At 35.2% G+C, this 24,366-nt stretch carries 22 protein-coding genes; 2 read left to right on the forward strand and 20 right to left on the reverse strand.

Going from position 1 to position 24,366, the window contains the following annotated elements; all coding sequences use genetic code 11:
• The 15 genes from GXM16_RS00645 to aspS all read right to left on the reverse strand — a co-directional run bounded on the left by GXM16_RS00645 (window position 1) and on the right by aspS (window position 14,444).
• A complete protein-coding gene (locus tag GXM16_RS00645; RefSeq protein WP_163391724.1) occupies window positions 1-1,443 on the reverse strand; it encodes a complex I subunit 4 family protein in 1,443 nt (480 codons plus the stop codon).
• A 10-nt stretch (window positions 1,444-1,453) separates the two neighbouring features.
• Window positions 1,454-3,346 carry an NADH-quinone oxidoreductase subunit L gene (nuoL, locus tag GXM16_RS00650; RefSeq protein WP_163391726.1) on the reverse strand — a complete coding sequence of 631 codons (1,893 nt, stop codon included), beginning with the start codon at window positions 3,344-3,346 and terminating at the stop codon, window positions 1,454-1,456.
• 6 nt (window positions 3,347-3,352) lie between these two features.
• A complete protein-coding gene (nuoK, locus tag GXM16_RS00655) occupies window positions 3,353-3,673 on the reverse strand; it encodes an NADH-quinone oxidoreductase subunit NuoK (protein ID WP_110346628.1) in 321 nt (106 codons plus the stop codon).
• The gene (locus tag GXM16_RS00660; RefSeq protein WP_163391728.1) at window positions 3,673-4,212 is read right to left on the reverse strand and encodes an NADH-quinone oxidoreductase subunit J family protein; all 540 of its coding nucleotides are present in this window, start codon (window positions 4,210-4,212) and stop codon (window positions 3,673-3,675) included. Before GXM16_RS00660 ends, nuoK begins: the two co-directional genes overlap by 1 nt.
• Complete coding sequence (locus tag GXM16_RS00665; protein ID WP_163391730.1) at window positions 4,213-4,758, reverse strand: NuoI/complex I 23 kDa subunit family protein; 546 nt, start codon at window positions 4,756-4,758, stop codon at window positions 4,213-4,215. It abuts the gene before it with no gap.
• Between the two features lie 157 nt (window positions 4,759-4,915).
• Window positions 4,916-5,971, reverse strand: coding sequence for an NADH-quinone oxidoreductase subunit NuoH (gene nuoH / locus GXM16_RS00670; RefSeq protein ID WP_163391732.1), 1,056 nt, complete (start codon window positions 5,969-5,971; stop codon window positions 4,916-4,918).
• A gap of 2 nt (window positions 5,972-5,973) precedes the next feature.
• Window positions 5,974-7,005: an NADH-quinone oxidoreductase subunit G gene (locus GXM16_RS00675; RefSeq protein WP_163391734.1), complete on the reverse strand. Its 1,032-nt coding sequence runs from the start codon at window positions 7,003-7,005 to the stop codon at window positions 5,974-5,976.
• A 161-nt stretch (window positions 7,006-7,166) separates the two neighbouring features.
• A complete protein-coding gene (nuoF, locus tag GXM16_RS00680; RefSeq protein WP_078226939.1) occupies window positions 7,167-8,537 on the reverse strand; it encodes an NADH-quinone oxidoreductase subunit NuoF in 1,371 nt (456 codons plus the stop codon).
• Between the two features lies 1 nt (window position 8,538).
• A complete protein-coding gene (locus tag GXM16_RS00685) occupies window positions 8,539-9,069 on the reverse strand; it encodes a complex I 24 kDa subunit family protein (protein ID WP_163391736.1) in 531 nt (176 codons plus the stop codon).
• A gap of 82 nt (window positions 9,070-9,151) precedes the next feature.
• Complete coding sequence (locus GXM16_RS00690) at window positions 9,152-10,390, reverse strand: NADH-quinone oxidoreductase subunit D (RefSeq protein WP_163391738.1); 1,239 nt, start codon at window positions 10,388-10,390, stop codon at window positions 9,152-9,154.
• Window positions 10,391-10,415: 25 nt separating this feature from the next.
• Entirely contained in the window at window positions 10,416-10,937 is a 522-nt protein-coding gene (locus GXM16_RS00695; protein ID WP_163391740.1) for an NADH-quinone oxidoreductase subunit C, read from the reverse strand.
• Between the two features lie 2 nt (window positions 10,938-10,939).
• Window positions 10,940-11,488, reverse strand: coding sequence for an NADH-quinone oxidoreductase subunit B (locus tag GXM16_RS00700; protein WP_163391742.1), 549 nt, complete (start codon window positions 11,486-11,488; stop codon window positions 10,940-10,942).
• Between the two features lie 82 nt (window positions 11,489-11,570).
• Window positions 11,571-11,936, reverse strand: a complete 366-nt coding sequence (locus GXM16_RS00705) for an NADH-quinone oxidoreductase subunit A (protein ID WP_163391744.1) — start codon at window positions 11,934-11,936, stop codon at window positions 11,571-11,573.
• A gap of 239 nt (window positions 11,937-12,175) precedes the next feature.
• Window positions 12,176-12,370 carry a cold-shock protein gene (locus GXM16_RS00710; protein WP_007137066.1) on the reverse strand — a complete coding sequence of 65 codons (195 nt, stop codon included), beginning with the start codon at window positions 12,368-12,370 and terminating at the stop codon, window positions 12,176-12,178.
• Between the two features lie 322 nt (window positions 12,371-12,692).
• Window positions 12,693-14,444: an aspartate--tRNA ligase gene (aspS, locus tag GXM16_RS00715; RefSeq protein ID WP_163391746.1), complete on the reverse strand. Its 1,752-nt coding sequence runs from the start codon at window positions 14,442-14,444 to the stop codon at window positions 12,693-12,695.
• A 153-nt stretch (window positions 14,445-14,597) separates the two neighbouring features.
• Here aspS and GXM16_RS00720 point away from each other — a divergent pair, with 153 nt between their 5' ends.
• Window positions 14,598-15,593 (forward strand): TlpA family protein disulfide reductase, encoded by a 996-nt coding sequence (locus tag GXM16_RS00720; RefSeq protein ID WP_163391748.1) that lies wholly within the window; start codon window positions 14,598-14,600, stop codon window positions 15,591-15,593.
• A gap of 207 nt (window positions 15,594-15,800) precedes the next feature.
• Complete coding sequence (locus GXM16_RS00725) at window positions 15,801-16,148, forward strand: toxin-antitoxin system YwqK family antitoxin (protein WP_163391750.1); 348 nt, start codon at window positions 15,801-15,803, stop codon at window positions 16,146-16,148.
• Between the two features lie 61 nt (window positions 16,149-16,209).
• Here GXM16_RS00725 and GXM16_RS00730 read toward each other — a convergent pair whose 3' ends face one another.
• The 5 genes from GXM16_RS00730 to GXM16_RS00750 all read right to left on the reverse strand — a co-directional run bounded on the left by GXM16_RS00730 (window position 16,210) and on the right by GXM16_RS00750 (window position 24,352).
• A complete protein-coding gene (locus GXM16_RS00730; protein ID WP_163391751.1) occupies window positions 16,210-17,769 on the reverse strand; it encodes a PepSY-associated TM helix domain-containing protein in 1,560 nt (519 codons plus the stop codon).
• Window positions 17,770-17,788: 19 nt separating this feature from the next.
• Window positions 17,789-18,073, reverse strand: a complete 285-nt coding sequence (locus tag GXM16_RS00735; protein WP_163391753.1) for a hypothetical protein — start codon at window positions 18,071-18,073, stop codon at window positions 17,789-17,791.
• A 3-nt stretch (window positions 18,074-18,076) separates the two neighbouring features.
• The gene (locus GXM16_RS00740; RefSeq protein WP_163391755.1) at window positions 18,077-18,409 is read right to left on the reverse strand and encodes a hypothetical protein; all 333 of its coding nucleotides are present in this window, start codon (window positions 18,407-18,409) and stop codon (window positions 18,077-18,079) included.
• A gap of 58 nt (window positions 18,410-18,467) precedes the next feature.
• Window positions 18,468-20,957 carry a TonB-dependent receptor gene (locus GXM16_RS00745; protein WP_163391757.1) on the reverse strand — a complete coding sequence of 830 codons (2,490 nt, stop codon included), beginning with the start codon at window positions 20,955-20,957 and terminating at the stop codon, window positions 18,468-18,470.
• A gap of 218 nt (window positions 20,958-21,175) precedes the next feature.
• Entirely contained in the window at window positions 21,176-24,352 is a 3,177-nt protein-coding gene (locus GXM16_RS00750) for an efflux RND transporter permease subunit (protein WP_163391759.1), read from the reverse strand.
• Between the last annotated feature and the right edge of the window lie 14 nt (window positions 24,353-24,366).

Consider the following 24,366-nt stretch of genomic DNA (forward strand, 5'->3'; position numbering starts at 1 on the left):
TTAATTCTTATTGATAACTTGTAAAATCGTTTCCAGGCTTGGGGTAATCAAATCTGTAATTGGTTTTGGATAAAATCCGAAGAACAATAAAACAGCGATAATTACGGCAAAAGAAATTCCTTCGTTAAGCGTTACATCTGCAAAAACTTTTGAGTTTGTTTCACCCAGCATTACGTGCTGGAACATTCTCAACATATAGTAAGCTCCTAAAATTATAGTTGTTCCTCCTAAAACAGCGAACCAGATATTGATTTGAGATAAGCTGTATAAGACAGTAAATTCTCCAACAAAGTTAAAAGTACCCGGCAAAGCAACAGAAGCTAAAACTAAAATTAAAAACATCGAGGTAAATTTAGGAGACTGAGTACGAATACCGCCTAATTGTGCAATTTCTCTGGTTTCAAATCTTCTGAAAATAACTTCAGCAGCAAAGAATAATCCAACAACTACAAAACCGTGAGCGATCATTTGTAAAACCGCACCTCTTAAACCGTCAAGAGTTAAAGTGTAAGATCCAGCAGCAATTAAACCAACGTGAGCAAGAGAAGAATAAGCTAATAATTTTTTCAAATCATTTTGTCTTAGAGCTACAATAGAACCGTAGATTACTCCGGCAATTCCTAAAGCGATAAAGATGTACATATATTCTTTAGCAGCAAGCGGAGCAATTGGCAACTGCCATCTGATAACACTATAAAGTCCCATTTTTAACATGATACCAGATAAAAGCATTGTTCCAACAGTTGGTGCTTTTTGATATACATTTGCCTGCCAGGTGTGGAAAGGAATAATTGGAATTTTAATAGCATAAGCCAAGAAGAAAGCCAGGAAAATCCAGAATTGCTCGCAAGCAGATAATTGTACTTTATATAAATCTTCAATTAAGAAACTTCCATTTGCTTTTTGAGATAAATAAATAAATGCAGTTAACATAAATAATGAACCAGCAAGTGTGTAAATAAAGAATTTAACCACTGCTTTTCTGCGTTCTTCAGCATCTCCGTTACCCCAGATCAAAGCAATAAAGTAAATTGGAATAAGTGCTAATTCCCAGAAAATATAGTATAAAAGTCCATCAGAAGCCAAGAAAGTCCCAGTCATTGCAAATGCCATGAAAAGAATTAATCCGTAGAAAGCTTTTGAGTTTTTATAGTCATTTCCAAAAGAAGAAAATATAATAACTGGAGTAAGGGCAGCACTTAATAAAACCATTGCTAATCCTAATCCGTCAGCATTTAAGGCGAAAGAAATTTTAGGCTGTGCAATCCAGGCGTTGATTAAGCTGATATTTTCGCCGGCATTATAATTATTCAATAATACAATTGAACATCCTAAAGCAGCTAAACTAAAAAGCAAAGCAACTTTTGAAGCTAGTTTGTCACCAGAAAAATAAGTGGCAAAAGCACCAATTAAGAGTATAATTAATATAGTAGAAACGTTCATAGTTATAATATTATTGAGCTAAAAATATATAGGAAATAATGGCACACATTCCTAAAACAAAAACAAATAGATATAATCCGATACTTCCTGATTGTAATCTCCTTCCCTGAAAAGCAATTTTATTCGTTACTTTACCTAATCCAAAAACAAGAGCAGATAAACCGGTTTCTATATAATCTCTAAAGAATTTAGACAAAGCATTAATTGGCTGAACAAATATTGCATTATAAGCTTCATCTACATAATATTTGTTGTATAAAACTTTTGCTACGCCAGTAATATTTTCGTCAGATTCCGGAACGTTATCTTGTTTAAAATATTTGATGTAAGCAATCAAGATTCCTAATAATCCACCAACAACTGCAACACCCATTAAAGTATATTCAGTTGTTCCTAAATGATGTTCTTCGCCAGCAGCTTTTGTGAAAAGAGGAGCAAGGTATTCATTTAACCAGCTGTTTCCCGGTAAACTAATTAATCCTCCAAAAGTTGCTAAAATAGCTAAGATGATAAGCGGAATCGTAATTAAAGAACCACTTTCGTGTAAATGATGTTTTTGCTCTTCTGTTCCTCTAAATTCTTTGAAGAAAGTCAGGAACATTAAACGGAACATATAGAATGCTGTCATGATTGAAGCCACAGATCCGACAACGTATAATGGAATACTGTGGTGGAAAGCCGTCATTAAAATTTCGTCTTTAGAGAAGAATCCTGAGAAGAATGGAACTCCTGAAATTGCCAATGAAGAAATCATCATTGTCCAGAACGTAATGGGCATTGCTTTACGCAAGCCACCCATTTTGCGCATATCCTGTTCCCCGTGCAATCCGTGAATTACAGATCCAGATCCTAAGAATAAACAAGCTTTGAAGAAAGCATGAGTAATTACGTGAAAAACGGCTACTTCATAAGCTCCAAATCCTAACGCTAAAAACATTAAACCTAATTGTGAAACCGTAGAGTAAGCCAATACTTTTTTGATATCGGTTTGAACCAGTCCAATTGTAGCGGCAACTAATGAAGTGATTGCTCCAATAATGGCAATTACATTTTGTACATCATGAGCTAAATCAAACACAAAGTTTAATCTCGTTACCATAAAGATACCGGCTGTTACCATCGTTGCTGCGTGAATCAATGCAGAAACCGGAGTTGGTCCGGCCATCGCATCAGGCAGCCATGTGTATAAAGGAATCTGCGCCGATTTACCACAAGCGCCAATGAATAGACATAAAGCAGCTAAAGGTATAATTGTAAATGATTCGTCAGATAAAGTAGCTCTGTAATGAATACTTTCATACATTAATTTATAATCTAAAGTATTACAGTAATATCCTAAAAGAAAGATTCCGATCAAAAGACCTAAATCCCCAATTCGGTTCATGATAAAAGCTTTTTTCGCTGCATCGTTGTAATCCTGGTTTTTATGCCAGAATCCGATAAGCAGATATGAACAAAGTCCAACGCCTTCCCATCCAATAAATAGTACTAATAAGTTGCTTCCAATTACAAGTGTAATCATGAAAAATATAAACAAATTCAGGTAAGAGAAGAATTTGTGTATGTTTTCATCATCATGCATGTAGCTGATAGAGTATAAGTGAATCAAAGATCCGATTCCGGTAACAAAAAGCAACCAAAGAACAGACAACTGATCTAATAAAAATCCAAGATTGATTTTTAAGTTACTAATCTGAATCCAGTCAAATAAAGTAACTTCTATCGCTTTTCCGGTTGACGTAATTTGATTAAAAAGTAAAACAGAAACTATAAAAGAAATTGCTACAGCCACAGTTCCGATTGCTCCTGAAACTGTTTTGCCTAAGCTTTTTCCAAAGAAAACATTAATTAAAAATCCTAAAAAAGGAGTAAGTACTAATAGTAAAGCTAAATTGGTATCCATTTCCATTTATCCTTTTAAATTTTTTAAATTATCGATACTAATCGAACCTAAATTTCTAAAGATCGAAACTAAAATAGCCAATCCAACTGCAACTTCAGCTGCAGCAACTGCCATCGAAAAGAACACAAAAACCTGTCCCTGTGCATCCTGATGATAAGTAGAAAAAGCCACAAATAAAAGGTTTACCGCATTCAGCATGATTTCAATAGACATAAAAACAATAATTGCATTTCGTCTGTACAATACACCAAAAATACCAATACAAAAAAGTACAACACTTAAAAAGATGTAGTTTTCTATACCTATTTGATTTAATATATTATCCATTATTTATTTAATTTTTCTTTTTTAGACAATAATACTGTTCCAATCATCGCCACCAAAAGTAAGATTGAAGCAAATTCAAACGGAACCATATACTCATTCAGTAATATTTTTCCTAATACTTTAATAGACTGGAAATCTTCTCCGGTTGAGTCATAATCCCCAACAATTGGTTTTGAGTTAATGAAAATTGTAATTAATACAATAACAATCAAACAGAAAGAAACAATTGCGCCCAAACGGGTAATTCTTGGTTTGTGTACCTGATGGCGCTCGTTCAGATTCATCAACATGATTGTAAACAGGAACAGAATCATAATCGCACCCGAGTAGACAATAATATGTACGATAGCCAAAAACTGGGCATTTAATAATAAATAATGACCTGCTATCGAGAAAAAACAAATCACTAAATAAATAGCAGAGTGAATTGGGTTTCTGCTAAAAATGGTCAAGAACGCTGTAATTACCGTGATAAACGCTAAGAAACAAAATATTACTTGCACAGTAGTTGCGTTTGCAAAATCAGGAATATGTATCATTTAGTTAGCATTATTAAGTTGAGCATTTTTGATCGCCACATCAAGAGGCATCACTAATCTGTCTTTTCCAAAAATGAAATCTTCTCTTTCATAGCTGGAAGGAACTAATACTTTTGATGTAGTCAAATAAATAGCATCTTTCGGACAGGCTTCTTCACACAATCCGCAGAAAATACAACGTAGCATATTGATTTCGTAGATTTCAGCGTATTTTTCTTCTCTGTACAAATGCTTTTCATCGGCTTTACGCTCGGCTGCTTTCATGGTAATCGCTTCAGCTGGACATGACAAAGCACATAATCCACAAGCCGTACAGTTTTCACGTCCCTGTTCATCACGTTTCAGCATATGCTGTCCACGGTAAACAGGACTCATTTCACGAACTTGTTCAGGGTAATGAATAGTGGCTTTTTTCTTGAAAAAGTGTTTGATAGTAATAAATAAACCTTTTACAATCGCCACAAGATACAATCGCTCCCAAAAAGTCATCTCTTTGTTAGAGACCACTTTTTTTCTACCCGATAATGATATAGTTTCTATTGACATTTAAAGTATAATTTGTGATTCAATTTGATAATTAGATCAAATCCAATCTATTTCGTTTTTTATTTAGTAGCTAATCCTGCTATCCGCTATATCTTTTATGGTGAACCCCACCATAAAAGGATGCCGCTGCTATCAGGGCTAGGACGTTTACGGTTCTTTAGAACCCTAAGAAAGCAGCCAGATCGTGTCTTAAAATTACAATTCCGGTCACAATAATGTTTGCTATAGAAAGCGGGATCAAAATTCGCCATCCCAAATTCATTAACTGGTCATATCTAAATCTCGGAATCGTCCAGCGAACCCACATATAGAAAAAGATCCAGAAACATATTTTAGCAAATAAAACGGCTATTCCTAAAATGTTAGCTGCGTTAACACCAACATTTTCTACCATCCACTGCATTCCCGGATAGTTGTACCCTCCAAAGAACAATACTGAAATAATAGTAGCAGAGATAAACATATTCGCATATTCAGCAAACAAATAGAATCCCATTTTCATGGATGAATATTCTGTATGGTAACCACCAATCAACTCAGATTCACATTCTGCCAAATCAAAAGGTGTTCTGTTCGTTTCTGCAAAGGCACAAATAAGAAAAATTAGGAAAGATAATGGTTGATAAAAAACATTCCAGTTCATTCCGGTCTGTTGTAATGAGATTTCTTTCAAACTCAAAGTTCCGGTCATCATCAACAAAGCAATCATGGATAATCCCATGGCAACTTCATAAGAAACCATTTGCGAAGCAGCACGAACCGCTCCCATCAAAGAGAACTTATTATTCGAAGCCCATCCACCAATCATAATTCCGTAAACTCCAACAGAAACAACGCCAAAGAAGTATAACAAAGCAATGTTAATATCGGTAGCCTGTAATAAAATATCTCTTCCAAACAAATGCAATCTGTCTCCCCAAGGAATAACAGCGCTGGTCATCAAAGCTGTACTCATGGCAATTGCCGGTCCTACAACGAATAAAAATCGGTTTGGTGTATTCGGGAAAAATTCTTCTTTCGAAAATAATTTCAAACCATCAGCAAGAGGCTGTAATAATCCTCCCCATCCGGCGCGGTTTGGTCCTACACGATCCTGAAGAAAAGCAGCTACTTTACGCTCTGCCCATGTAGAATACATCGCCATAATCATCGTTATAGCAAAAACCACTACAATAACAACACTTTTCTCTATAATAAATGCACTATCTACCATGTCTAAGAATTTTTGTCGTTAGTGTTTAACGGAATTTCAGCCATACTGATTTTTTTACGGTCAACATCTCTTCCTAAAAGAATATTCTTTTCGGTATCGATTTGTACTTTCTCTAATTTCTGAGTGTAGTTGTTTTGATTGATAACAGAATCTTTTTCAAATTCTCTTGGTCCTTCAATCACCCAGTCATTTACATTTTTATGATCAAAACGGCAGCTGTTGCAAATAAATTCCTCAACTTCATGGTACTCATCTTTACGACCTGTTACACGCTGAATTTCTCCACCAAACATCCAGACGGTAGTTTTGCCGCAGCATCCAGGAGTCGTACATTCTCTGTGCGCATTGTAAGGTTTGTTGAACCAGACTCTTGATTTAAAACGGAAAGTTTTGTCAGTCAAAGCTCCAACCGGACAAACATCAATCATGTTTCCTGAGAATTCATTGTCGATAGCTTTTGAGATTCCGGTAGAAATATTAGCGTGGTCACCACGGTCTAATACACCGTGAACTCTGTTGTCTGTCAATTGATCTGCCACTTGTACACATCTTTGACATAAGATACAACGGTTCATATGCAGTTGAATATTCGGACCAATATCTTCTGGCTCAAATGTTCTTTTTTCTTCGATAAAACGTGATTTTGGATTTCCGTGCTCGAAACTTAAATTTTGCAAATCACATTCACCTGCCTGATCACAAACAGGGCAATCCAATGGGTGATTGATCAATAAAAATTCCGTTACAGATTTACGGGCTTCTGTTACTCTGTCAGAAGATTTGCTGTTTACTTCCATTCCGTCCATGCAGCCGGTTACACAAGATGCCATTAATTTTGGCATTGGCCTTGGATCCGCTTCGCTTCCTTTTGAAACTTCAACTAAGCAACAACGGCATTTTCCGCCGCTTCCTTTTAATTTGGAGTAATAACACATGGCTGGCGGAACTAAATCTCCTCCAATCATACGCGCCGCCTGCAGGATGGTAGTTCCTGGTTCTACGTCAATACTTTGACCGTCTATGGTTACTTTCATCTCTTTATTTTGTTTTTTTAGTTTCAGGTTTAATGTTTCAGGTTATTGAACTTGAAACTAAAATAACTTGAAACTTGAAACGATCTTAAATTTTTTGTTGAAAGTCGGAATATTTAAAAGAGTTTGCTGTCCTTTTAATACTATTAACTTTATAACTTATTTTATACGATTATTTTACCGCCTACTAAATGTTTTACTTGAGAAAACGGTTCAGCAACAAAATGATCTCTGTGTTTAATTTTTTCAGGGAAACGAACATGGTATTCAAATTCATCTTTGAAATGACGGATAGCTGCTGCTACTGGCCAAGATGCCGCATCGCCAAGCGGACAAATCGTGTTTCCTTCGATTTTACTCTGAATACTCCATAATAATTCGATATCCTCTTCACGGCCATGACCGTTTTCAATACGATGTAATATTTTTTCCAGCCAGCCTGTTCCTTCACGGCATGGTGTACATTGTCCACAAGATTCATGATGGTAAAAACGGGCAAAATTCCATGTGTTTCTTACAATGCAAGATGTATCGTTGTAAACGATAAATCCTCCTGAACCTAACATTGATCCGGTAGCAAAACCGCCGTCACTTAAAGATTCGTAAGACATTAAACGGTCTTCACCATTTGCTGTTTTGAATATCAATTCAGCTGGCAGAATTGGCACAGAAGAACCTCCGGGTACCAAAGCCTTTAAAGGTCTGCTTGATGACATTCCGCCTAAATATTCATCAGAATTCATGAATTCGTCAACACTTAAGCCTAATTCAATTTCATAAACCCCAGGATTTTTAATATGTCCTGAAGCCGAAATTAACTTAGTACCTGTAGAACGTCCAATACCGATTTTAGCATATTCATCACCCGAATTATTGATAATCCATGGCACTGCAGCAATCGTTTCAACATTGTTTACTACTGTTGGATTTGCCCAAAGTCCTGAAACTGCCGGGAATGGTGGTTTAATACGAGGATTTCCTCTTTTACCTTCCAATGACTCAATAAGTGCAGTCTCTTCCCCGCAAATATAAGCACCGGCTCCACAGTGAACATACAAGTCTAAATCGTAACCTGTACCTAATATATTTTTTCCTAACCAACCTGCAGCTCTTGCTTCGTTGATTGCTTTTTCTAAAATTTTGAAAACCCACATGTATTCTCCACGAATGTAGATATACGAAAGGTTTGCGCCTAAAGCAAAACTGGAAGTAATCATTCCTTCGATCAATAAGTGAGGAATAAATTCCATCAGATATCTGTCTTTGAAAGTTCCCGGTTCAGATTCGTCAGCGTTGCAGACTAAATGTCTTGGTTTTCCTGATTTTTTATCAATAAAACTCCATTTCATTCCGGCAGGGAAACCAGCTCCACCACGACCACGAATTCCTGATTTTTTTACTTCTTCAACAACTTCGTCTGGAGTAAGGGTTTTCAAAGCTTTTTCTACAGAAGCATAACCACCGTTTTGGCGATATACTTCATAGGTTTTGATACCCGGAATATTGATTTTGTCTAATAATATTTTTTTGGACATCTTATTTATCGTGTAATATTATTTTATCATCTTTGCAATCAGCAATTAACTGATCGATTTTTTCTTCTGTTAGTTTTTCTTTGTAGAAATCACCCAGCTGCAACATCGGAGCATATCCGCAGGCACCTAAACATTCTACACCGGCAATGGTAAACATTCCGTCCGCAGTTGTTTCGCCCATTTTAATGCCTAGTTTTTCAGAAGTATAATCCATTAAATTTTCGGCACCGCTTAAACAACAACAAGAAGTCTGACAAAACTCAAACATGTATTTCCCAATTGGTTTTTGGTTGAACATGGTATAAAAAGTAACCACTTCATAAACCTCGATTGGTTTTATCTGAAGAATCTCAGCCACTTTATCCTGTAGTTCAATACTCAACCAGTTGTGATGTGCATCCTGAACTTCGTGTAAAACAGGCAATAAAGCCGATTTTTGTTTTCCTTCAGGATAATGACTAATCAGTTCATTGATGCGGTTCATCAATGACTCGGTCATGTTTATTTCTTGTTTGTAATGTTTACGTTCCATTTTTTATTATTTTGAATCTTAAATTTTAAATTTTAAATGTTTGTAGCATTTATAATTTACAATTCAAAATTTATAATTCATTTTATGCGTCTAATTCTCCTGCAATTACATTTAAACTTGATAAAATAACAATTGCATCAGATAGTAAAGCGCCTTTAATCATTTCCGGATAAGCCTGGTAATAAATAAAACAAGGTCTTCTGAAATGTAATCTGTACGGGGTTCTGCTTCCGTCTGTAACTAAATAAAATCCGATTTCTCCATTTCCTCCTTCAACCGGGTGGTAAATTTCTGCAACAGGTACAGGAACTTCTCCCATAACAATCTTAAAGTGATAAATTAGAGATTCCATTGAAGTGTACACATCTTCTTTTGGAGGCAAATAATAATCAGGTACTTCTGCATGGTATTCGTTTCCTGGAGGCATTTTATCCAAAGCCTGGCGAATAATGCTTAAACTTTCCCAAACCTCTGCATTACGAACACAAAAACGATCATATGTGTCACCTGATTTTCCAACAGGTACAATAAAGTCAAAATCTTCGTAAGACGAATAAGGCTGGGCAACACGAACGTCGTAATCAACTCCCGCAGCACGCAAGTTTGGTCCTGTAAATCCGTAAGCCATTGCTTTCTCTGCCGAGATTGCACCTACGTTTACAGTCCTGTCAATAAAAATTCTGTTTCTTTCGAATAAGTTTTCGAATTCTTTCCATGCTACAGGAAATTCTTCAAGGAAAGTATCCAGTTTTTTGAAAGCTTCCGGAGACCAGTCTCTTTCAAATCCACCGATTCTTCCCATATTGGTTGTCAAACGGGCGCCACAAATTTCTTCGTAGATTTCGTAAATCTTTTCTCTAAACTGAAAAACATATAGGAAGCCGGTATAAGCACCAGTATCAACTCCCAAAATCGAGTTACAGATTAAGTGGTCTGTAATTCGTGCCAGCTCCATTACGATAACTCTTAAATATTGTGCTCTTTTTGGAACTTCAATACCTAATAATTTTTCTAATGTCATCCACCATCCCATATTATTAATAGGAGAGGAGCAATAGTTCATACGGTCTGTAAGAGGGGTAATTTGATAAAAAGGACGGTTTTCAGCAATTTTTTCGAATGCTCTGTGGATGTAACCAATAGTTGGTTCAGCTTCCAGAATTCTTTCACCATCCATCAACAGGATATTTTGAAAAATACCGTGAGTAGCCGGGTGAGTAGGACCTAAATTCAATACAGAAAGTTCGCTTCCGTCTTCGTTTAGTTTCTCCTTTATTATTTTAGCATATCGATGCTCTGGTGATAATAATAGTTCTGACATTTTATAATGTTGAATTATTTATTTTTTAGCAATTTGTTGTTGTTCTTCCAAAGAATCTGTCATCCTTATCTGTTCTTCCGCTGTCTTCCATTGGAAATTCCTTTCTCATAGGAAAAGAGACCATTTCGTCCATATTCAAAATACGTTTCAATTGCGGATGACCAATAAAGTTTATCCCAAAGAAATCGTATGTTTCTCTTTCCATCCAGTTTGAACTTAAGAAAATATTTGTAATGGTTTTGATTTCCGGTTTTTCACCATTAAGATATACTTTAATTCTGATACGTTTGTTGTCGTACCAGTTATGCAGATGATATACAATGGCAAACTGACGTTCTGATTCGTTATCCGGGTAGTGAATACCGCATAAATCAGTTAAAAAGTGAAAACGCAAATCAGCGTCATTTTTCAGGAAAAGAATCAGGGCTGTAATTTTATCAGCTGAAGCTTCTAAAGTAAAAATATCTCTTTCTTCGTGAAAGTTGAAAACATCATTACTGAATGTTTGTACAAGTTTTTCCTGGATCAGTGTATTTTCTAAAGCCATTTTTATGAGATATTATAGGAAGCTAATAATTCCTGGTATTCCGGAGAGCTTCTTCGTCTCACAGATTCGTTTTTTACCAATTCCTGAAGTTTCATTACACCGTCAACAATTTGTTCCGGTCTTGGAGGACATCCCGGCACGTAAACATCAACCGGAATAACTTTGTCAATTCCTTGCAAAACTGAGTAAGTATCAAAAATTCCGCCTGATGAAGCACAAGCCCCAACAGCAATTACCCAGCGTGGCTCAGACATTTGTTCGTAAACCTGTCTTAAAATTGGTGCCATTTTTTTAGAGATGGTTCCCATTACCATTAACATATCTGCCTGACGGGGAGAAAAACTTACACGTTCAGAACCAAATCGTGCCAAATCATAATGTGAAGCCATAGTTGCCATAAATTCGATTCCGCAGCATGAAGTTGCGAAAGGCAATGGCCAAAGAGAATTCGCGCGTGCCAAACCTACAACGTCATTTAGTTTTGTGGCGAAAAAACCTTCACCAACAACACCTTCCGGAGGGGCAACCATATTTACATTTGAATCGCTCATTTTGTTATTTTGAATTTTGAATTATAAATTTTGAATGTTCAAATAATTTATAATTCAGCATTTATAATTTAAAACAATATTTTTATTCCCAGTCTAAAGCTCTCTTTTTGATGATATAGAAAAAACCAACTAAAAGCAAAGCCATAAAAACAATCATTTTCAGCATTCCTTCAATTCCCAGCTCTTTAAAGTTTACAGCCCATGGGTAAAGGAAAATTACCTCTACATCAAACAATACAAACAAAATAGCTACAAGGAAATATTTTACAGAAAACGGAATGCGGGCATTTCCAACAGATTCGATACCGCATTCGAAGTTTTTATCTTTTGTTTCAGAAGTTCTTTTTGGACCTAATTTTCCGGAAATAATGATAGTTCCCACTACAAAACCAACAGCCAGAATAAGCTGCATTAAGATAGGAAGATAGCTGTATTGATCAGATTGCATAAACTTAGGGTTTTTTACTTAAAAAAATAGCCACAAAGATAGCTTTCAACTCTGTAAATCACAAGCTAAAAAATGATTTAAGAGAGTGCACAATATAGTTTAAGTCTAATTTTTATTGATTATAAATAAAAGGTCAGACTTTTGCATTTTTTTAACAAGAATGCAAAAAAAAACGTTTCGAAATAAATCGAAACGTTTTAACCATTCAGAGGCAAAAAAAATAAATTGCTATATTTTTCTTAGATTACTGCTACTTTAGCAGCAACTTTCCCTTTTCTTCCTTCTTCTTCTTCGTAGCTTACACGGTCACCTTCGCGTAATTCTTCCGCGTTAATTCCTGAAGCGTGAACGAAGATGTCTTTTCCTGTTTCTTCGTCTGTAATGAATCCATAACCTTTAGACTCATTGAAAAATTTTACTGTACCTGTACGCATTGTAATTGTAATAATAATTTATAATAAAGCAAATGTAACATATAAATTCATACAAAAGACACTCAGGTGTTAATTTTTTGTAAAAATTATTGATTTACAGTGATTTCTGTGTTTAAATTATATTAAAATTCATATGAATATCTTTAAATTTAGATTCATTTATTAAAAATAAAGCATTTCTACAGTCTTTTTATTGTAATAAACGGACTACTTATTAAAAATTGAATTATTTGAAATTCTTACAATAAATTTGGAAAAAGTCCAAAAAAAGAGTGGCAAATTTAATTGCCACTCTTTTTAATCTATCGAAATTAGTATGGAACTATTTTAAATCCAGTTTAATTGATAATTCCTGCAGTTGCGTATTGTCAATAGCAGCTGGAGCATCAATCATTACATCACGCCCGGAATTGTTTTTAGGGAATGCAATGAAGTCCCGAATGGTTTCTTGTCCTCCTAAAATAGCTACCAATCTGTCCAGACCAAAAGCCAGACCTCCGTGTGGTGGAGCCCCAAACTGGAAAGCGTCCATTAAGAAACCAAATTGTGCTTTCGCTTCTTCTTCAGTAAATCCTAAATATTTAAACATTAACTGCTGGGTTGCTTTATCATGAATACGAATTGATCCTCCGCCAATTTCGTTTCCGTTCAAAACCATATCGTAAGCATTTGCACGAACTTTTCCAGGTTCTGTTTCCAGTAAAGCCATATCTTCCGGTTTTGGCGAAGTAAACGGGTGATGCATCGCATGATAACGGCCGCTTTCTTCGTCTAATTCCAGTAATGGGAAATCTACAACCCATAAAGGAGCAAATTCTTCTGGTTTACGCAGTCCTAAACGAGCCGCTAATTCCATACGAAGCGCTGAAAGCTGAGCACGAGTTTTATTTGCAGGCCCAGAAAGTACGAAAATCATATCCCCGGCGTTTGCTTCTGTAGCTTTTGCCCAGTTGGCCAAATCTTCCTGATCGTAGAATTTGTCTACTGATGATTTGAATGTGCCATCTTCGTTACATTTTACATAAACCATTCCGGATGCACCAACCTGAGGGCGTTTAACCCAGTCAATTAACCCGTCGATTTCTTTACGGGTGTAATTTCCGGCTTCGGGAACCGCGATTCCGACAACTAATTCTGCTGTATTGAATACAGGGAATTCTTTCTGCTGTGCAAATTCATTCAATTCGCCAAACTTCATTCCGAAACGAATGTCCGGTTTGTCGTTTCCGTATGTTTTCATGGCATAGTCATAGGTAATTCTTGGGAATTTATCTACTTCAATACCTTTAATTTCTTTTAATAAATGTCTTGTCAGTCCTTCAAAAATATTTAAGATATCTTCCTGCTCCACAAATGCCATTTCGCAATCGATTTGCGTAAACTCTGGCTGACGGTCTGCACGTAAATCTTCGTCACGGAAACATTTCACGATCTGGAAATATTTATCCATTCCGCCTACCATCAAAAGCTGTTTGAAAGTTTGGGGAGATTGTGGCAAAGCATAAAACTGACCTTGGTTCATACGGCTTGGTACGACAAAATCCCTTGCTCCTTCCGGAGTGGATTTGATTAAATAAGGAGTTTCAACTTCGCAGAAATCCAAATCAAATAAATATTTACGAACTTCCATTGCCACTTTGTGTCGGAAAAGCAAACTGTTTTTTACCGGATTTCTACGGATATCCAAATAACGATATTTCATTCTGATGTCTTCTCCGCCGTCTGTTTCATCTTCAATAGTAAATGGAGGAGTTAATGCCGAATTCAAAACAGTTAACTCAGAAACTAAAATTTCGATTTCACCGGTAGGAATATTTTTGTTTTTGGCTTCACGCTCAATAACAGTTCCTTTTACCTGAATTACAAATTCACGTCCAAGTGTTTTGGCTAATTCAAAAACGGCATTATCAGTGCGGCTTTCGTCGAAAATAAGCTGTGTAATTCCATAACGGTCACGTAAATCAACCCAGTTCATAAATCCTTTATCACGAGATTTCTGAACCCAGCCGGCAAGTGTAACTTCGGTATTAATATTTGAGGCATTTAACTCGCCACAATTATGACTTCTATACATTGATGAAAATTTTAGACTGCAAAAGTAAACACAAAATTCAAATTAATATAATAAAGTAATAACTTGATGCTTATAAAATTGAAATATTTTGTTAATGCCTAATTTTCTCACATATAATTTCTCTAGATTTGATCTATCTAAATAAAATCAATTATGAAAAAAATTTTTCTTTTAGCACTGATTATGTTCAGCGTTTTTAATGTTGATGCACAAACAAATAATAAAATCAAGTTTACGGCTAAAATTGCTAACAGAAACAGCGATACTTTAGTGATACGTGGAGCTAATAATTTTACCCAAATAATTCCAATCGATAAAAAAGGAGTTTTTAGTGCTACATTTGAAGCTCCAAAAGGATTTTACCAATTTTCAGACGGAACTGAAGTTTCCGGTTTGTATTTAAAACCAAATTCAGAAATTAATCTGACAATGGATGCCAAGCAATTTGATGAAACTATCGTTTATAAAGGAAAAGGGGTAGAGGAAAGTAATTTTCTGGCTCAGTATTCTTTGAGTAATGAGAAATTTCAAAATGAAGCTTTTTCAAAAGAGGAAGGCGAATTTAAGGCGCTGCTGGATGCAAAGACAAAACTGGACAATGAAAGTATTGAAAAAGGAAAATTTGATCCTGAATTTCAAATGGCATTAAAAAATTCGTTTGCACAATTTAATCAATATGCAGTCCAGTCGTATGAAAGTACTGCTAAAGCTAATAAATTAAAAGGGAAGCCTTCACCTGAATTTGATTATGAAAATTATAAAGGAGGAAAAACAAAGCTTTCTGATTTAAAAGGCAAATATGTGTATATCGATCTTTGGGCTACGTGGTGCGGACCGTGCAGAGCTGAAATTCCTTTTTTACAAAAAATAGAAGAGAAATACCACGGTAAGAATATTGAATTTGTAAGTATCTCAATTGATAAGGCAAAAGATAATGAAAAGTGGAAAAAATTTGTGTCTGATAAAAAATTAGGCGGAATTCAGTTATTTGCAGATAAGGATTGGGAATCTGAGTTTGTAACAAGTTATGGTGTAACAGGAATCCCAAGATTTATATTGATTGATCCAAAAGGAAACATTTTAAACCCTGATGCCGATAGACCATCATCGCCAGAATTACAAACACAATTAGATGCTTTGTTGAAATAATTCTTTCAAATTACAACGTTATCGTAATTTTAGCTATTTTCTAAAAATGTCAATAAAACCAATGCTTGAGCATTGGTTTTTTTATATCCGGCTGATTTCCAATGTTAAGTTTTTATCTAATGTTACCAAATTGTTAAGCAAAAGTTTTTTTAATGTAAACTATTAATTATATTTGATAAAGATTTGATAACATTAATACCTAAAAATATGAAAAAATGTGTGATTTTAGTTGCAATATTGTTCTCTGGAATTTTAGTTGCACAAGAGACAAAACCTGAGTTGGAAGCTGTTGGAAACAAAGTAAGAGCTACTTATTATTATGAAAATGGCAAAGTACAGCAGGAAGGTTTTTTTAAAGAAGGTAAATTAGATGGTGTTTGGGTATCTTATGATGAAAATGGAAATAAGAAAGCGATCGCAGAATACACAAACGGATTAAAAACCGGAAAATGGATTTATTTTAATGACAAAAATATTTGCCAGGTAGATTATTCAGACAGCAAAATTAAATCGGTTAAAAACTTAGAGGAAAAAGTTTTAGCACATACAAATTAAGAGATATTTAGTTAATTAAAAAAAGGAGAAAATTGAATTCAATTTTCTCCTTTTTTTGTTTTTATAGTTCTTTTATTTTCTCTTCTTTTGGTTTTAATGAAAAAGCAACATACAATGTAATTGATGCCAAAACAATCCAGAAAAAATCAATAAAGAAAATCTGAATCCTGTTTTGAAGGAAAGAATTCCAAAACCAATTTCCACTCACAATTCCATTAGCAATAGGAATTATGAATCCCAAAATACTTCCTGAAATCAAACACCATTTGTTAGTAAAAGCATCATTCTTTTTGATAATAAAAAAGAGGGTAAGCAATAGCCATCCAATAAAATAAATGCTGTACAAATTTGACTGTGTTAACGGATGGAATAATTTGGTGGTTATAAAAGCTAATGCTGTAATTGGATACATGCTTAAACAAATGGCAAGATAAATACGAACAACGCCTTCGTTAAAACGACGGTTCTTTTCGGGCATGTTTTTTTTATCTCTTGCGATTAACCAAATCATTACTCCAGAAATAATTACAAAGCAGGTAATAATTCCAAGGATAAAGCTTACTATTTTTAAGACATATCCGCCATAATCACCAAAATGAATTCGATATAAAACATTTTTGACAACATCTAAATACTGGTTTTGGGTTTCGGGATTTTTCCTTGCAACTTCTTTGCCGTCAGCAATACGGTAAACTACTTTTCCTATTCCGGTAAATTTTTTGGTACTTAACAATTCACCTTCAACCAGCAAATGCATGTTGGTATCACCGTAATTCTGAATCATGACACGGGTAATTTCAAAATCCTTCCAGTTGCTTTTCGCTTTTGAAACTAACTGATCAACACTAAAAGGAGCTGTTAATTTTTTATTGTGAAACTTAAATTCAGGATCTGTGTATTCCAGTTCTTTATATAATTTATCCTGATCCCCTTTGTAGAGTGTCATTACAGCAGGGGCAACGATAAGAAGTTTAATCATAAAAAAAGCACCTGTTACGGCATAGACAAACTGAAAAGGTAAACCAATCATTCCTAAAGCGGTGTGAGCATCAGTCCATAATGTTTTAAGCTTTTCTTTCGGGCGGAAAACATAAAAGTTAGATACAATTTTTTTCCAGTGTAATAAAACGCCTGTTACTATTGCAAATAAGAAAAACAACGCAATAAAACCGGAAAGATAATATCCGACAGGATAAGGAACCTGAGCAAGGAAATGCAAACGGTATAAGAACTCTCCCAGAGAATAGGACTCTTCGTAAGTAGATGTTTTATAATTTTTGGTATCTAAATAAAAAAAGCTTCCTTCTTTTTGTTTTGCAGGAGCAAGAGTATCTTTGGTTCCTTCGGCATAAATGTTTACTCTACTTTCGTTACTGTGTTTAGAAATGGTAATATTTCGTCCGTGCAAAATATATTCTTTGTCCAGTTTTTTTAAGGCAGCGTCGTAGTTTAAATCAATTTCCCGTGAAATAGGAGCTGATTCATTTCTTTCCCAATTGATAATTTCATCCCTAAAGAAAGAAAATGATCCGGCAAAGAAAATTACAAAAAGCACGACGCTGATAACAATTCCGCTAACTGTATGTGTGTGAAAATAAATATTATAATTACGATTACTCATGGTTTATTTTGCAGTTGGATTATAGGTTTCCCCAATATATGAAAAGAAAGAAAATGAGTGAAAGGAGTATGTAAACCATCCAGATTTTCCATCCGTTTTTGGCTAGAAAAGCAATTACCATCAATGCTACCCAGAGAATAAAGCCGCTAAAAGCCATTGTGATAAGAATATCTGCTCTGTTAAACCAGGAAGCTAAAGCCAAATGAAAAGTAACCGAAACAAAATAACCGCCCAGAATGGCAGCTGTGATTTTGGCAAACCGTTGCCATTTAGACTGTGTTAAGTATTTAGGATTTGCAGGCATGGTTTAGGCGTAATAAAATTCTAATAAAGCTATAATTATAAAAAGGCTCAATAATGTTATGCGGCTTATTTTTTTTAACGGAGTTAACAATACAATTAAACTTCCTACTGCCATAAGCTGAATAAAAAACATTAAAGTACCACAACCCAAGGATTGTGAAAACAGCCAAAAACCATAAGCAGTCAAAAGTAGAAATAATCCAGTAATTTTGGTTTGTTTCGGATTTTTCTGCATCCATTTTTCAAAACCCAAATCATACGATAAAACAGCTTTTTTGGAAGTATAATAAAGGGTGTAAAATGCTAAAAAAACGATAAGGCTGGCTATTGTTATCATAGTTTTAAAATTTAAAAAACACCTTTCTGTTGATTAGGAAGGTGTTTTTATGTTGTTTTTAGAATTTATAAGAGAAACTTGCCGCAACAGCTCGCATGTTTCTTGGATGTATTGTTGACCAACCATCGTATGTATCGACATTGGCAATATTATCTAATTTTAGTGTCAATGTGTATTTCTCTGTCCCGTAGAAAACAGAAGAATTTAAAACAGTATATTGGGGAATAGTGAAAGTTCCTGTTGCAAGGCTGTGCGTGATTTTGTTTTCGCCCGAGAAGTTGCCTCCAAAGCCCAAACCAAATCCTTTTAATGCATTGTTTTGAAAGCGGTAATTTGCCCATAAATTAGCCGTATTATAAGCACCGGCACTTGTTGGTCTGTAACCTACTGTATTGATATCTCCTTTAATCACACCGGCATCTACATAACTGTAACCTGCCACAATGTTCAATCCCTGAATTGGATTAGCTATGATTTCTGCTTCGAAACCTTCATTTTGCTGGGCTCCATCCTGATAATATGTTATGTCTGTTGCTGAGTTACGAATGTTATAAACACGGTCAGTTACTTTAATTTTGTAGTAGCTAAAAGTAGCGTATAGTTTTTCTTCGAATAAATTTAATTTAGTTCCAAATTCCAATTGATCAGCATGTTCGGGATCAAGCACACGAGGGGTTCTGGTTGTACCATTAATGTCTTCTACAGGAGCTACATTTGTAAATCCGTTCATGTAGTTGGCAAAAAGAGATATTTTATCCAGGACAGGCTGGTAAACCACACCAAATTTAGGTGAAAGAGTTGTCTGGTTGTAACCTCCATTCTGAGCATTCATAAAACGGTCTACACGCAAACTTGCCATAGCAGATAAATTAGGCAAGAAATTAATTACATCTGATAAATAGGCACTATATATTTCTTGTTTTTGTTTGGAATTATTAACTGATGCTCCGGCTAATAAGGCATCAGTAGCATTCTTGCTCAGTTTGCCATTGTCGCCGGTTCTTATGTATTGTGATGGAGTTGTAATTTTAAATACTACTTCATTTACTGTTTGCAGATTATCATCTCCAATATAAACGGCCCCATTTTGTATATAGCCCGTACCATTATCGATAATTTGACGATTAAAGTAATCCAATCCTGCAACAAGGCGGTTTCTCATTTTTCCAATTTTGAAATCACCAATGAAATTTTGTTGAATATCTGTAGCTAATGTAGTTGAGTTCTGATAATTTATAAATCTTTCGAACACAAGACCGTTGTCAATTCCCTCATATTTGCGTACAGTAGAATTAGGTATTAATAAATCAGTATTGTCAAATAGGTAGCTGTAATATCCTTCTGATTTAGCAGATGTTCTTGAAACTGCTGTATGAGAAGTCCATGAATCATTAATTTTGTAAAACATTTGTCCCTGCAAATTGAACGAAGGTGTTTTTATCGATAATTGATTATTGGTGTAGGAGCGTTTGTTGTTGTATCCTAATTCATCCATGTTATTAACTCTTAATGGTGTTGAGCGTGTTAAAAACAACATGGTTGCATTGGTAGATTCATTGCTTAAAAATTCAGTATTTATTAAGAATGAAAGTCGGTCTGAAGCCTTGTACGACAATGACGGAGCTACAAATAAAGCCTTTCTGAATCCGGCATCCTGAAAACTGTTTTCGTTGTGGTAAGCAGTATTCACTCTAAGATTAATCGTTTTCTCTTCGTTTAAAGGTGTATTGATATCTGCTGTTACTCTATTCAAACCATAGGAACCAGTTGTATAGTTTATTTCTCCGCCAAAATGATCGTAAGGCGTTTTCGTAGTAATATTAATTAAGCCGCCATAAGAAACGATGGTGCTTCCAAATAAAGTTCCAGAAGGTCCTTTGATTACCTCAATTCTATCGATGTTTGCCGGATCTAAACTACCATTTGAAAGTCCTGGTAGTCCGTTAAGAGCTCTTGGCTGTACAGCAAAACCACGCAATGAAAAATAACCTGCACCGTCTGAACCACGACCTGTTGAAGTCCATAAAGGCTGTATACCAGGAGCATTTTTTAAGGCGTCATCTATATTAGTTACTACCTGATCCTTTAAAAGTTCGCTTGAAATAGTAGTATAAACCTGTGGGTTTTCAAGGTTTTTAAGCGGTAACCTTGATACTTGCTGATTTTCTTTGCGGGCAAATGTATTTTTCTTTGTATTGTTTACAACTATTTCATCTAGTTCCTGAGAATTTGGACTAATTGTAAAATTTTCAATTATTTCATCTCCGGTATTTAGTGAAATGCTTTTTTCTTTTGAAGAATAACCAACAGAGGATACCTTAATAACGTAATTTCCAGGTTTAATGTTTTTAATTTCGTAATTACCCTGACTGTCTGTATTGGTGCCAATTTTGGTTCCTTTTAATACTATAGAAACGTTATCTGCCGAAGCATTATTTGTTAAACTAATTTGTCCTTTGACAGTGGCTTTTTCCTGGGCCAGGACATTTATATTTGTTAGCAAAATAAAGAGCAAAGATAATAGTGGTATTGTAAACCTAATTTTCATGATTATTTAGAATTGTTTTTGATAGCGCAAATTTAAGAGTTGATTATCTAATACACAAGACTATCTTTATTTATTCTAAATAAAATATTTTTAAACCATAAAATTTAAATTTATTTAAGGAATTAACATCTTAAGCAAATATTAAGGCTATATTAATCAAAAAAACCTGCTCAAATTAATGAACAGGCTTTTCAGGTTTAAATCAAATCAACAATTAATTAATGCGTATGTTTAGGGTTAAAACCGTCCTCGCTTACTTCAGTTGGTGTATAATCGGCAACCATTTCAGCTTCGTAATCGATTTTATCTCCTTTAGAGAATTTTTGAATTAATTTCTCCATAATATTATAAATTACAGGAACTACGATTAAAGTTAGGAATAAAGAAGAAATTAATCCTCCGATAATTACCCATGCCAGACCGTTTTTCCATTCAGCTCCTGCTCCGGATGCCAATGCAATTGGGAACATACCAAATACCATCGCAATAGTAGTCATCAAAATTGGACGTAAACGAGCATGGTTTGCCTGAATTAAAGCTGTTCTGATTGATTCTCCGGCAGCTCTTCTTTGGTTAGTATAATCGACAAGCATGATCGCATTCTTACACACCAGACCAATCAGCATGATGATACCCAAAATGGTAAAGATATTTAATGAGTTATTTGTTAATGCCAAAGCTAACATCGCTCCAATAAACGAAAGCGGAATAGCAAACAATACCACAAATGGATGCGCAAAACTGTCATACAAACTTACCATTACAAGGTAAACCAAAATAATAGCAGCTAATAAAGCAATTCCTAAAGTACCAAATCCTTCAGACTGGTTCTCCATGTCACCACCCCAGATGTAGTTAACTCCGGCCGGTTTTTTAAGTTTATCTAATTTCTCCTGCCATATTCCAACAATCGTTCCTGATGGTACCCCAACGTTTTGTCCTTTTACCGTTACCGAAGCCGATTTATCTCTTCGCTCTAACTGGCTAGGGCCTGAACCTTCTGTAATATCTGCAAACTGAGACAATTTAATCTGTTGACCGGCTGCATTGATGAAAATCAAATTGCTTACATCAGTAATACTTTTTCTGTCAAAAGCATTATATCTGATGTTAATGTCATATTCGTATTCACCTGCACGGTATTTACCATCTGTATTACCACTAAAAGCAGTTTGCATCGTTAGACCAACTGTTTGAAGTGTTAATCCTAAAGCAGCCATTTTATCGCGGTCCACTTTTACATTAATTTCAGGATTTCCGTCTTCAACAGTTAATTTAATCTCTGTTGTTCCCGGAATAGTACGTAATTCTGCTTCAGCTAATTTTGCAAAAGCCATTGCTGCTTCAGTTGAAGGCCCTGTTACAATTAAGCCTAATGTTGCATCTTCAGCAGTACCTAAAATACCAACCGGAACTGTTTTTACTTTTGCTCCAACTAATACTTTTTCCAGTTTACGTTTCATTTTTGCTGCGTACACATTCGCATCATCTGTACGATCTTTCTGTTCGATCATTTTTACATCGATCTCAGCTTTATATGCTGTTGCCTGAGAGGCACCAAAACCTTCACTTGTTTGTCCAACTGTTGTAATCTGACTGTGAACATATTCCTGAGATTTTAAGAAAGCTTCGGCTTTTTGAGTCATAAAGTTGGTTTGTTCTAATGAAGCATCTTTTGGCATTTCAATCTGCACTAAGAACTCTCCACTATCAGATGAAGCAAAGAACTCTCCGCCAATGAAACCTCCGCCCATTAATCCAATGGTAGAAGCAAAAAACAATATAATTACTACGACGAAAGTCTTAATATAATGATCCAGACACCAGGTTAATAAATGTGAAACCCAGTTGGTAAAACGTGTTAGGTAATCTTCGAAACCAAGAATGATTCTTCCAAATAAATTTTTTCCTTCAATATGTTCTAATTTTCCGAAACGGGAAGACAACCATGGAATAATAGTGAACGAAGCTAAAAGCGATAACATCGTTGAGATAATTACCGTAACACAGAATTGTGTAATAATGTTTGAAACTAATCCGGAACTCATAGCAATTGGAAGGAATACTACCACAATTACCAAAGTAATCGAAGTTACCGTTCCGCCAATTTCAGCTGTTCCATCATAAGACGCACGAATTCGGCTTTTACCCATTTCCATGTGCCTGTAAATATTCTCGAGTACCACGATGGCGTCATCTACAAGAATACCTACAACCAGAGATAGTCCTAATAAACTCATTAAGTTCAGCGTGTATCCCATCAAATAAATTCCGATGAAAGTAGCAATCAACGATGCCGGAATCGAAACCATTACAATCAATGAGTTTCTGATACTGTGAAGGAAGAACAACATTACGAATGCTACCAGAATTACCGCAATCAATAAGTCGTGTACTACAGAGTCAGCAGCTTCTAATGTAAAAATTGTACTGTCTTTTGCAATTTCTAATTTAAGGTCATTTACTTTATAATCTTTTTCAAGAGTAGCAACTGTTTGTTTTAATTGCTCACTTACCGCAACCGCATTTGCATCAGATTGTTTTACGATTTGCAAAACAATGGCACTTTTTTGATCTACACGTGAAATTTTCTCTGCAACTTTCTGTGTATCCTGAACATCGGCAATTTCGCCTAAACGAATCTGGATTCCGTTTTGAGAAGAAACCACCAGATTTCTTAATTCTTCTACACTTTTGTATTTACCGGCTAAACGAATTAATATTTTTTGATCACGAGTCTGAATGTTTCCGGTTGGGAAATCCAAATTTGATGTCAGAATATTTTGCTGTACCTGAGGAACAGATAATCCGTAGCCCTGCATTTTTACCGCATCCAGATTTACCTGAATTTCACGTTCAGAACCACCGATGATATTTACCTGTGCAACACCTTGTACACGGGACAAAATAGGGGCTACTTTTTTATCGATTAAGTCATAAAAGGCGGCTTCATCCATTCTTCCGTTAGCACCAAGGGTCATGATTGGTAAATCACTCAATGAGAATTTGGTTAGTGCAGGAGTTTTTACATCATCCGGTAAATCACTAATTATAGCATTTATTTTTCGTTGTGCATCATTCAACGAGAAATCGACTTTTGCATTTGATGTCAGTGTAATCGAAACGATGGATAAACTTTCGTACGATTTGGAGTCAATTTTCTTGACATTTTCTAATGATGCAATCGCATCTTCAATTTTCTTTGTAACTGTATTTTCTACCTCACTTGGAGAAGCTCCCGGATAAATAGTAGAAATTGTAATAACGTTTTGTTCAAATTTTGGGATCAGCTCATAGCCAAGCTGGCTATAACTGAACAATCCACCAAGAGTCAGAATTGTAAACAATACAATTACCAACGACGGACGTTTTATGGATATTTCGGCTAATTTCATATGTTTTTTTATTA

The sequence above is a fragment of the Flavobacterium limi genome, from assembly GCF_010645075.1.
GTDB lineage: Bacteria > Bacteroidota > Bacteroidia > Flavobacteriales > Flavobacteriaceae > Flavobacterium > Flavobacterium limi.

Coding starts and splice junctions, on each gene's coding strand:
- GXM16_RS00645 (WP_163391724.1), bottom strand. CDS start 1,443: ATGAACGTTTCTACTATATTAATTATACTCTTAATTGGTGCTTTTGCC.
- nuoL (WP_163391726.1), bottom strand. CDS start 3,346: ATGGATACCAATTTAGCTTTACTATTAGTACTTACTCCTTTTTTAGGA.
- nuoK (WP_110346628.1), bottom strand. CDS start 3,673: ATGGATAATATATTAAATCAAATAGGTATAGAAAACTACATCTTTTTA.
- GXM16_RS00660 (WP_163391728.1), bottom strand. CDS start 4,212: ATGATACATATTCCTGATTTTGCAAACGCAACTACTGTGCAAGTAATA.
- GXM16_RS00665 (WP_163391730.1), bottom strand. CDS start 4,758: ATGTCAATAGAAACTATATCATTATCGGGTAGAAAAAAAGTGGTCTCT.
- nuoH (WP_163391732.1), bottom strand. CDS start 5,971: ATGGTAGATAGTGCATTTATTATAGAGAAAAGTGTTGTTATTGTAGTG.
- GXM16_RS00675 (WP_163391734.1), bottom strand. CDS start 7,005: ATGAAAGTAACCATAGACGGTCAAAGTATTGACGTAGAACCAGGAACT.
- nuoF (WP_078226939.1), bottom strand. CDS start 8,537: ATGTCCAAAAAAATATTATTAGACAAAATCAATATTCCGGGTATCAAA.
- GXM16_RS00685 (WP_163391736.1), bottom strand. CDS start 9,069: ATGGAACGTAAACATTACAAACAAGAAATAAACATGACCGAGTCATTG.
- GXM16_RS00690 (WP_163391738.1), bottom strand. CDS start 10,390: ATGTCAGAACTATTATTATCACCAGAGCATCGATATGCTAAAATAATA.
- GXM16_RS00695 (WP_163391740.1), bottom strand. CDS start 10,937: ATGGCTTTAGAAAATACACTGATCCAGGAAAAACTTGTACAAACATTC.
- GXM16_RS00700 (WP_163391742.1), bottom strand. CDS start 11,488: ATGAGCGATTCAAATGTAAATATGGTTGCCCCTCCGGAAGGTGTTGTT.
- GXM16_RS00705 (WP_163391744.1), bottom strand. CDS start 11,936: ATGCAATCTGATCAATACAGCTATCTTCCTATCTTAATGCAGCTTATT.
- GXM16_RS00710 (WP_007137066.1), bottom strand. CDS start 12,370: ATGCGTACAGGTACAGTAAAATTTTTCAATGAGTCTAAAGGTTATGGA.
- aspS (WP_163391746.1), bottom strand. CDS start 14,444: ATGTATAGAAGTCATAATTGTGGCGAGTTAAATGCCTCAAATATTAAT.
- GXM16_RS00720 (WP_163391748.1), top strand. CDS start 14,598: ATGAAAAAAATTTTTCTTTTAGCACTGATTATGTTCAGCGTTTTTAAT.
- GXM16_RS00725 (WP_163391750.1), top strand. CDS start 15,801: ATGAAAAAATGTGTGATTTTAGTTGCAATATTGTTCTCTGGAATTTTA.
- GXM16_RS00730 (WP_163391751.1), bottom strand. CDS start 17,769: ATGAGTAATCGTAATTATAATATTTATTTTCACACACATACAGTTAGC.
- GXM16_RS00735 (WP_163391753.1), bottom strand. CDS start 18,073: ATGCCTGCAAATCCTAAATACTTAACACAGTCTAAATGGCAACGGTTT.
- GXM16_RS00740 (WP_163391755.1), bottom strand. CDS start 18,409: ATGATAACAATAGCCAGCCTTATCGTTTTTTTAGCATTTTACACCCTT.
- GXM16_RS00745 (WP_163391757.1), bottom strand. CDS start 20,957: ATGAAAATTAGGTTTACAATACCACTATTATCTTTGCTCTTTATTTTG.
- GXM16_RS00750 (WP_163391759.1), bottom strand. CDS start 24,352: ATGAAATTAGCCGAAATATCCATAAAACGTCCGTCGTTGGTAATTGTA.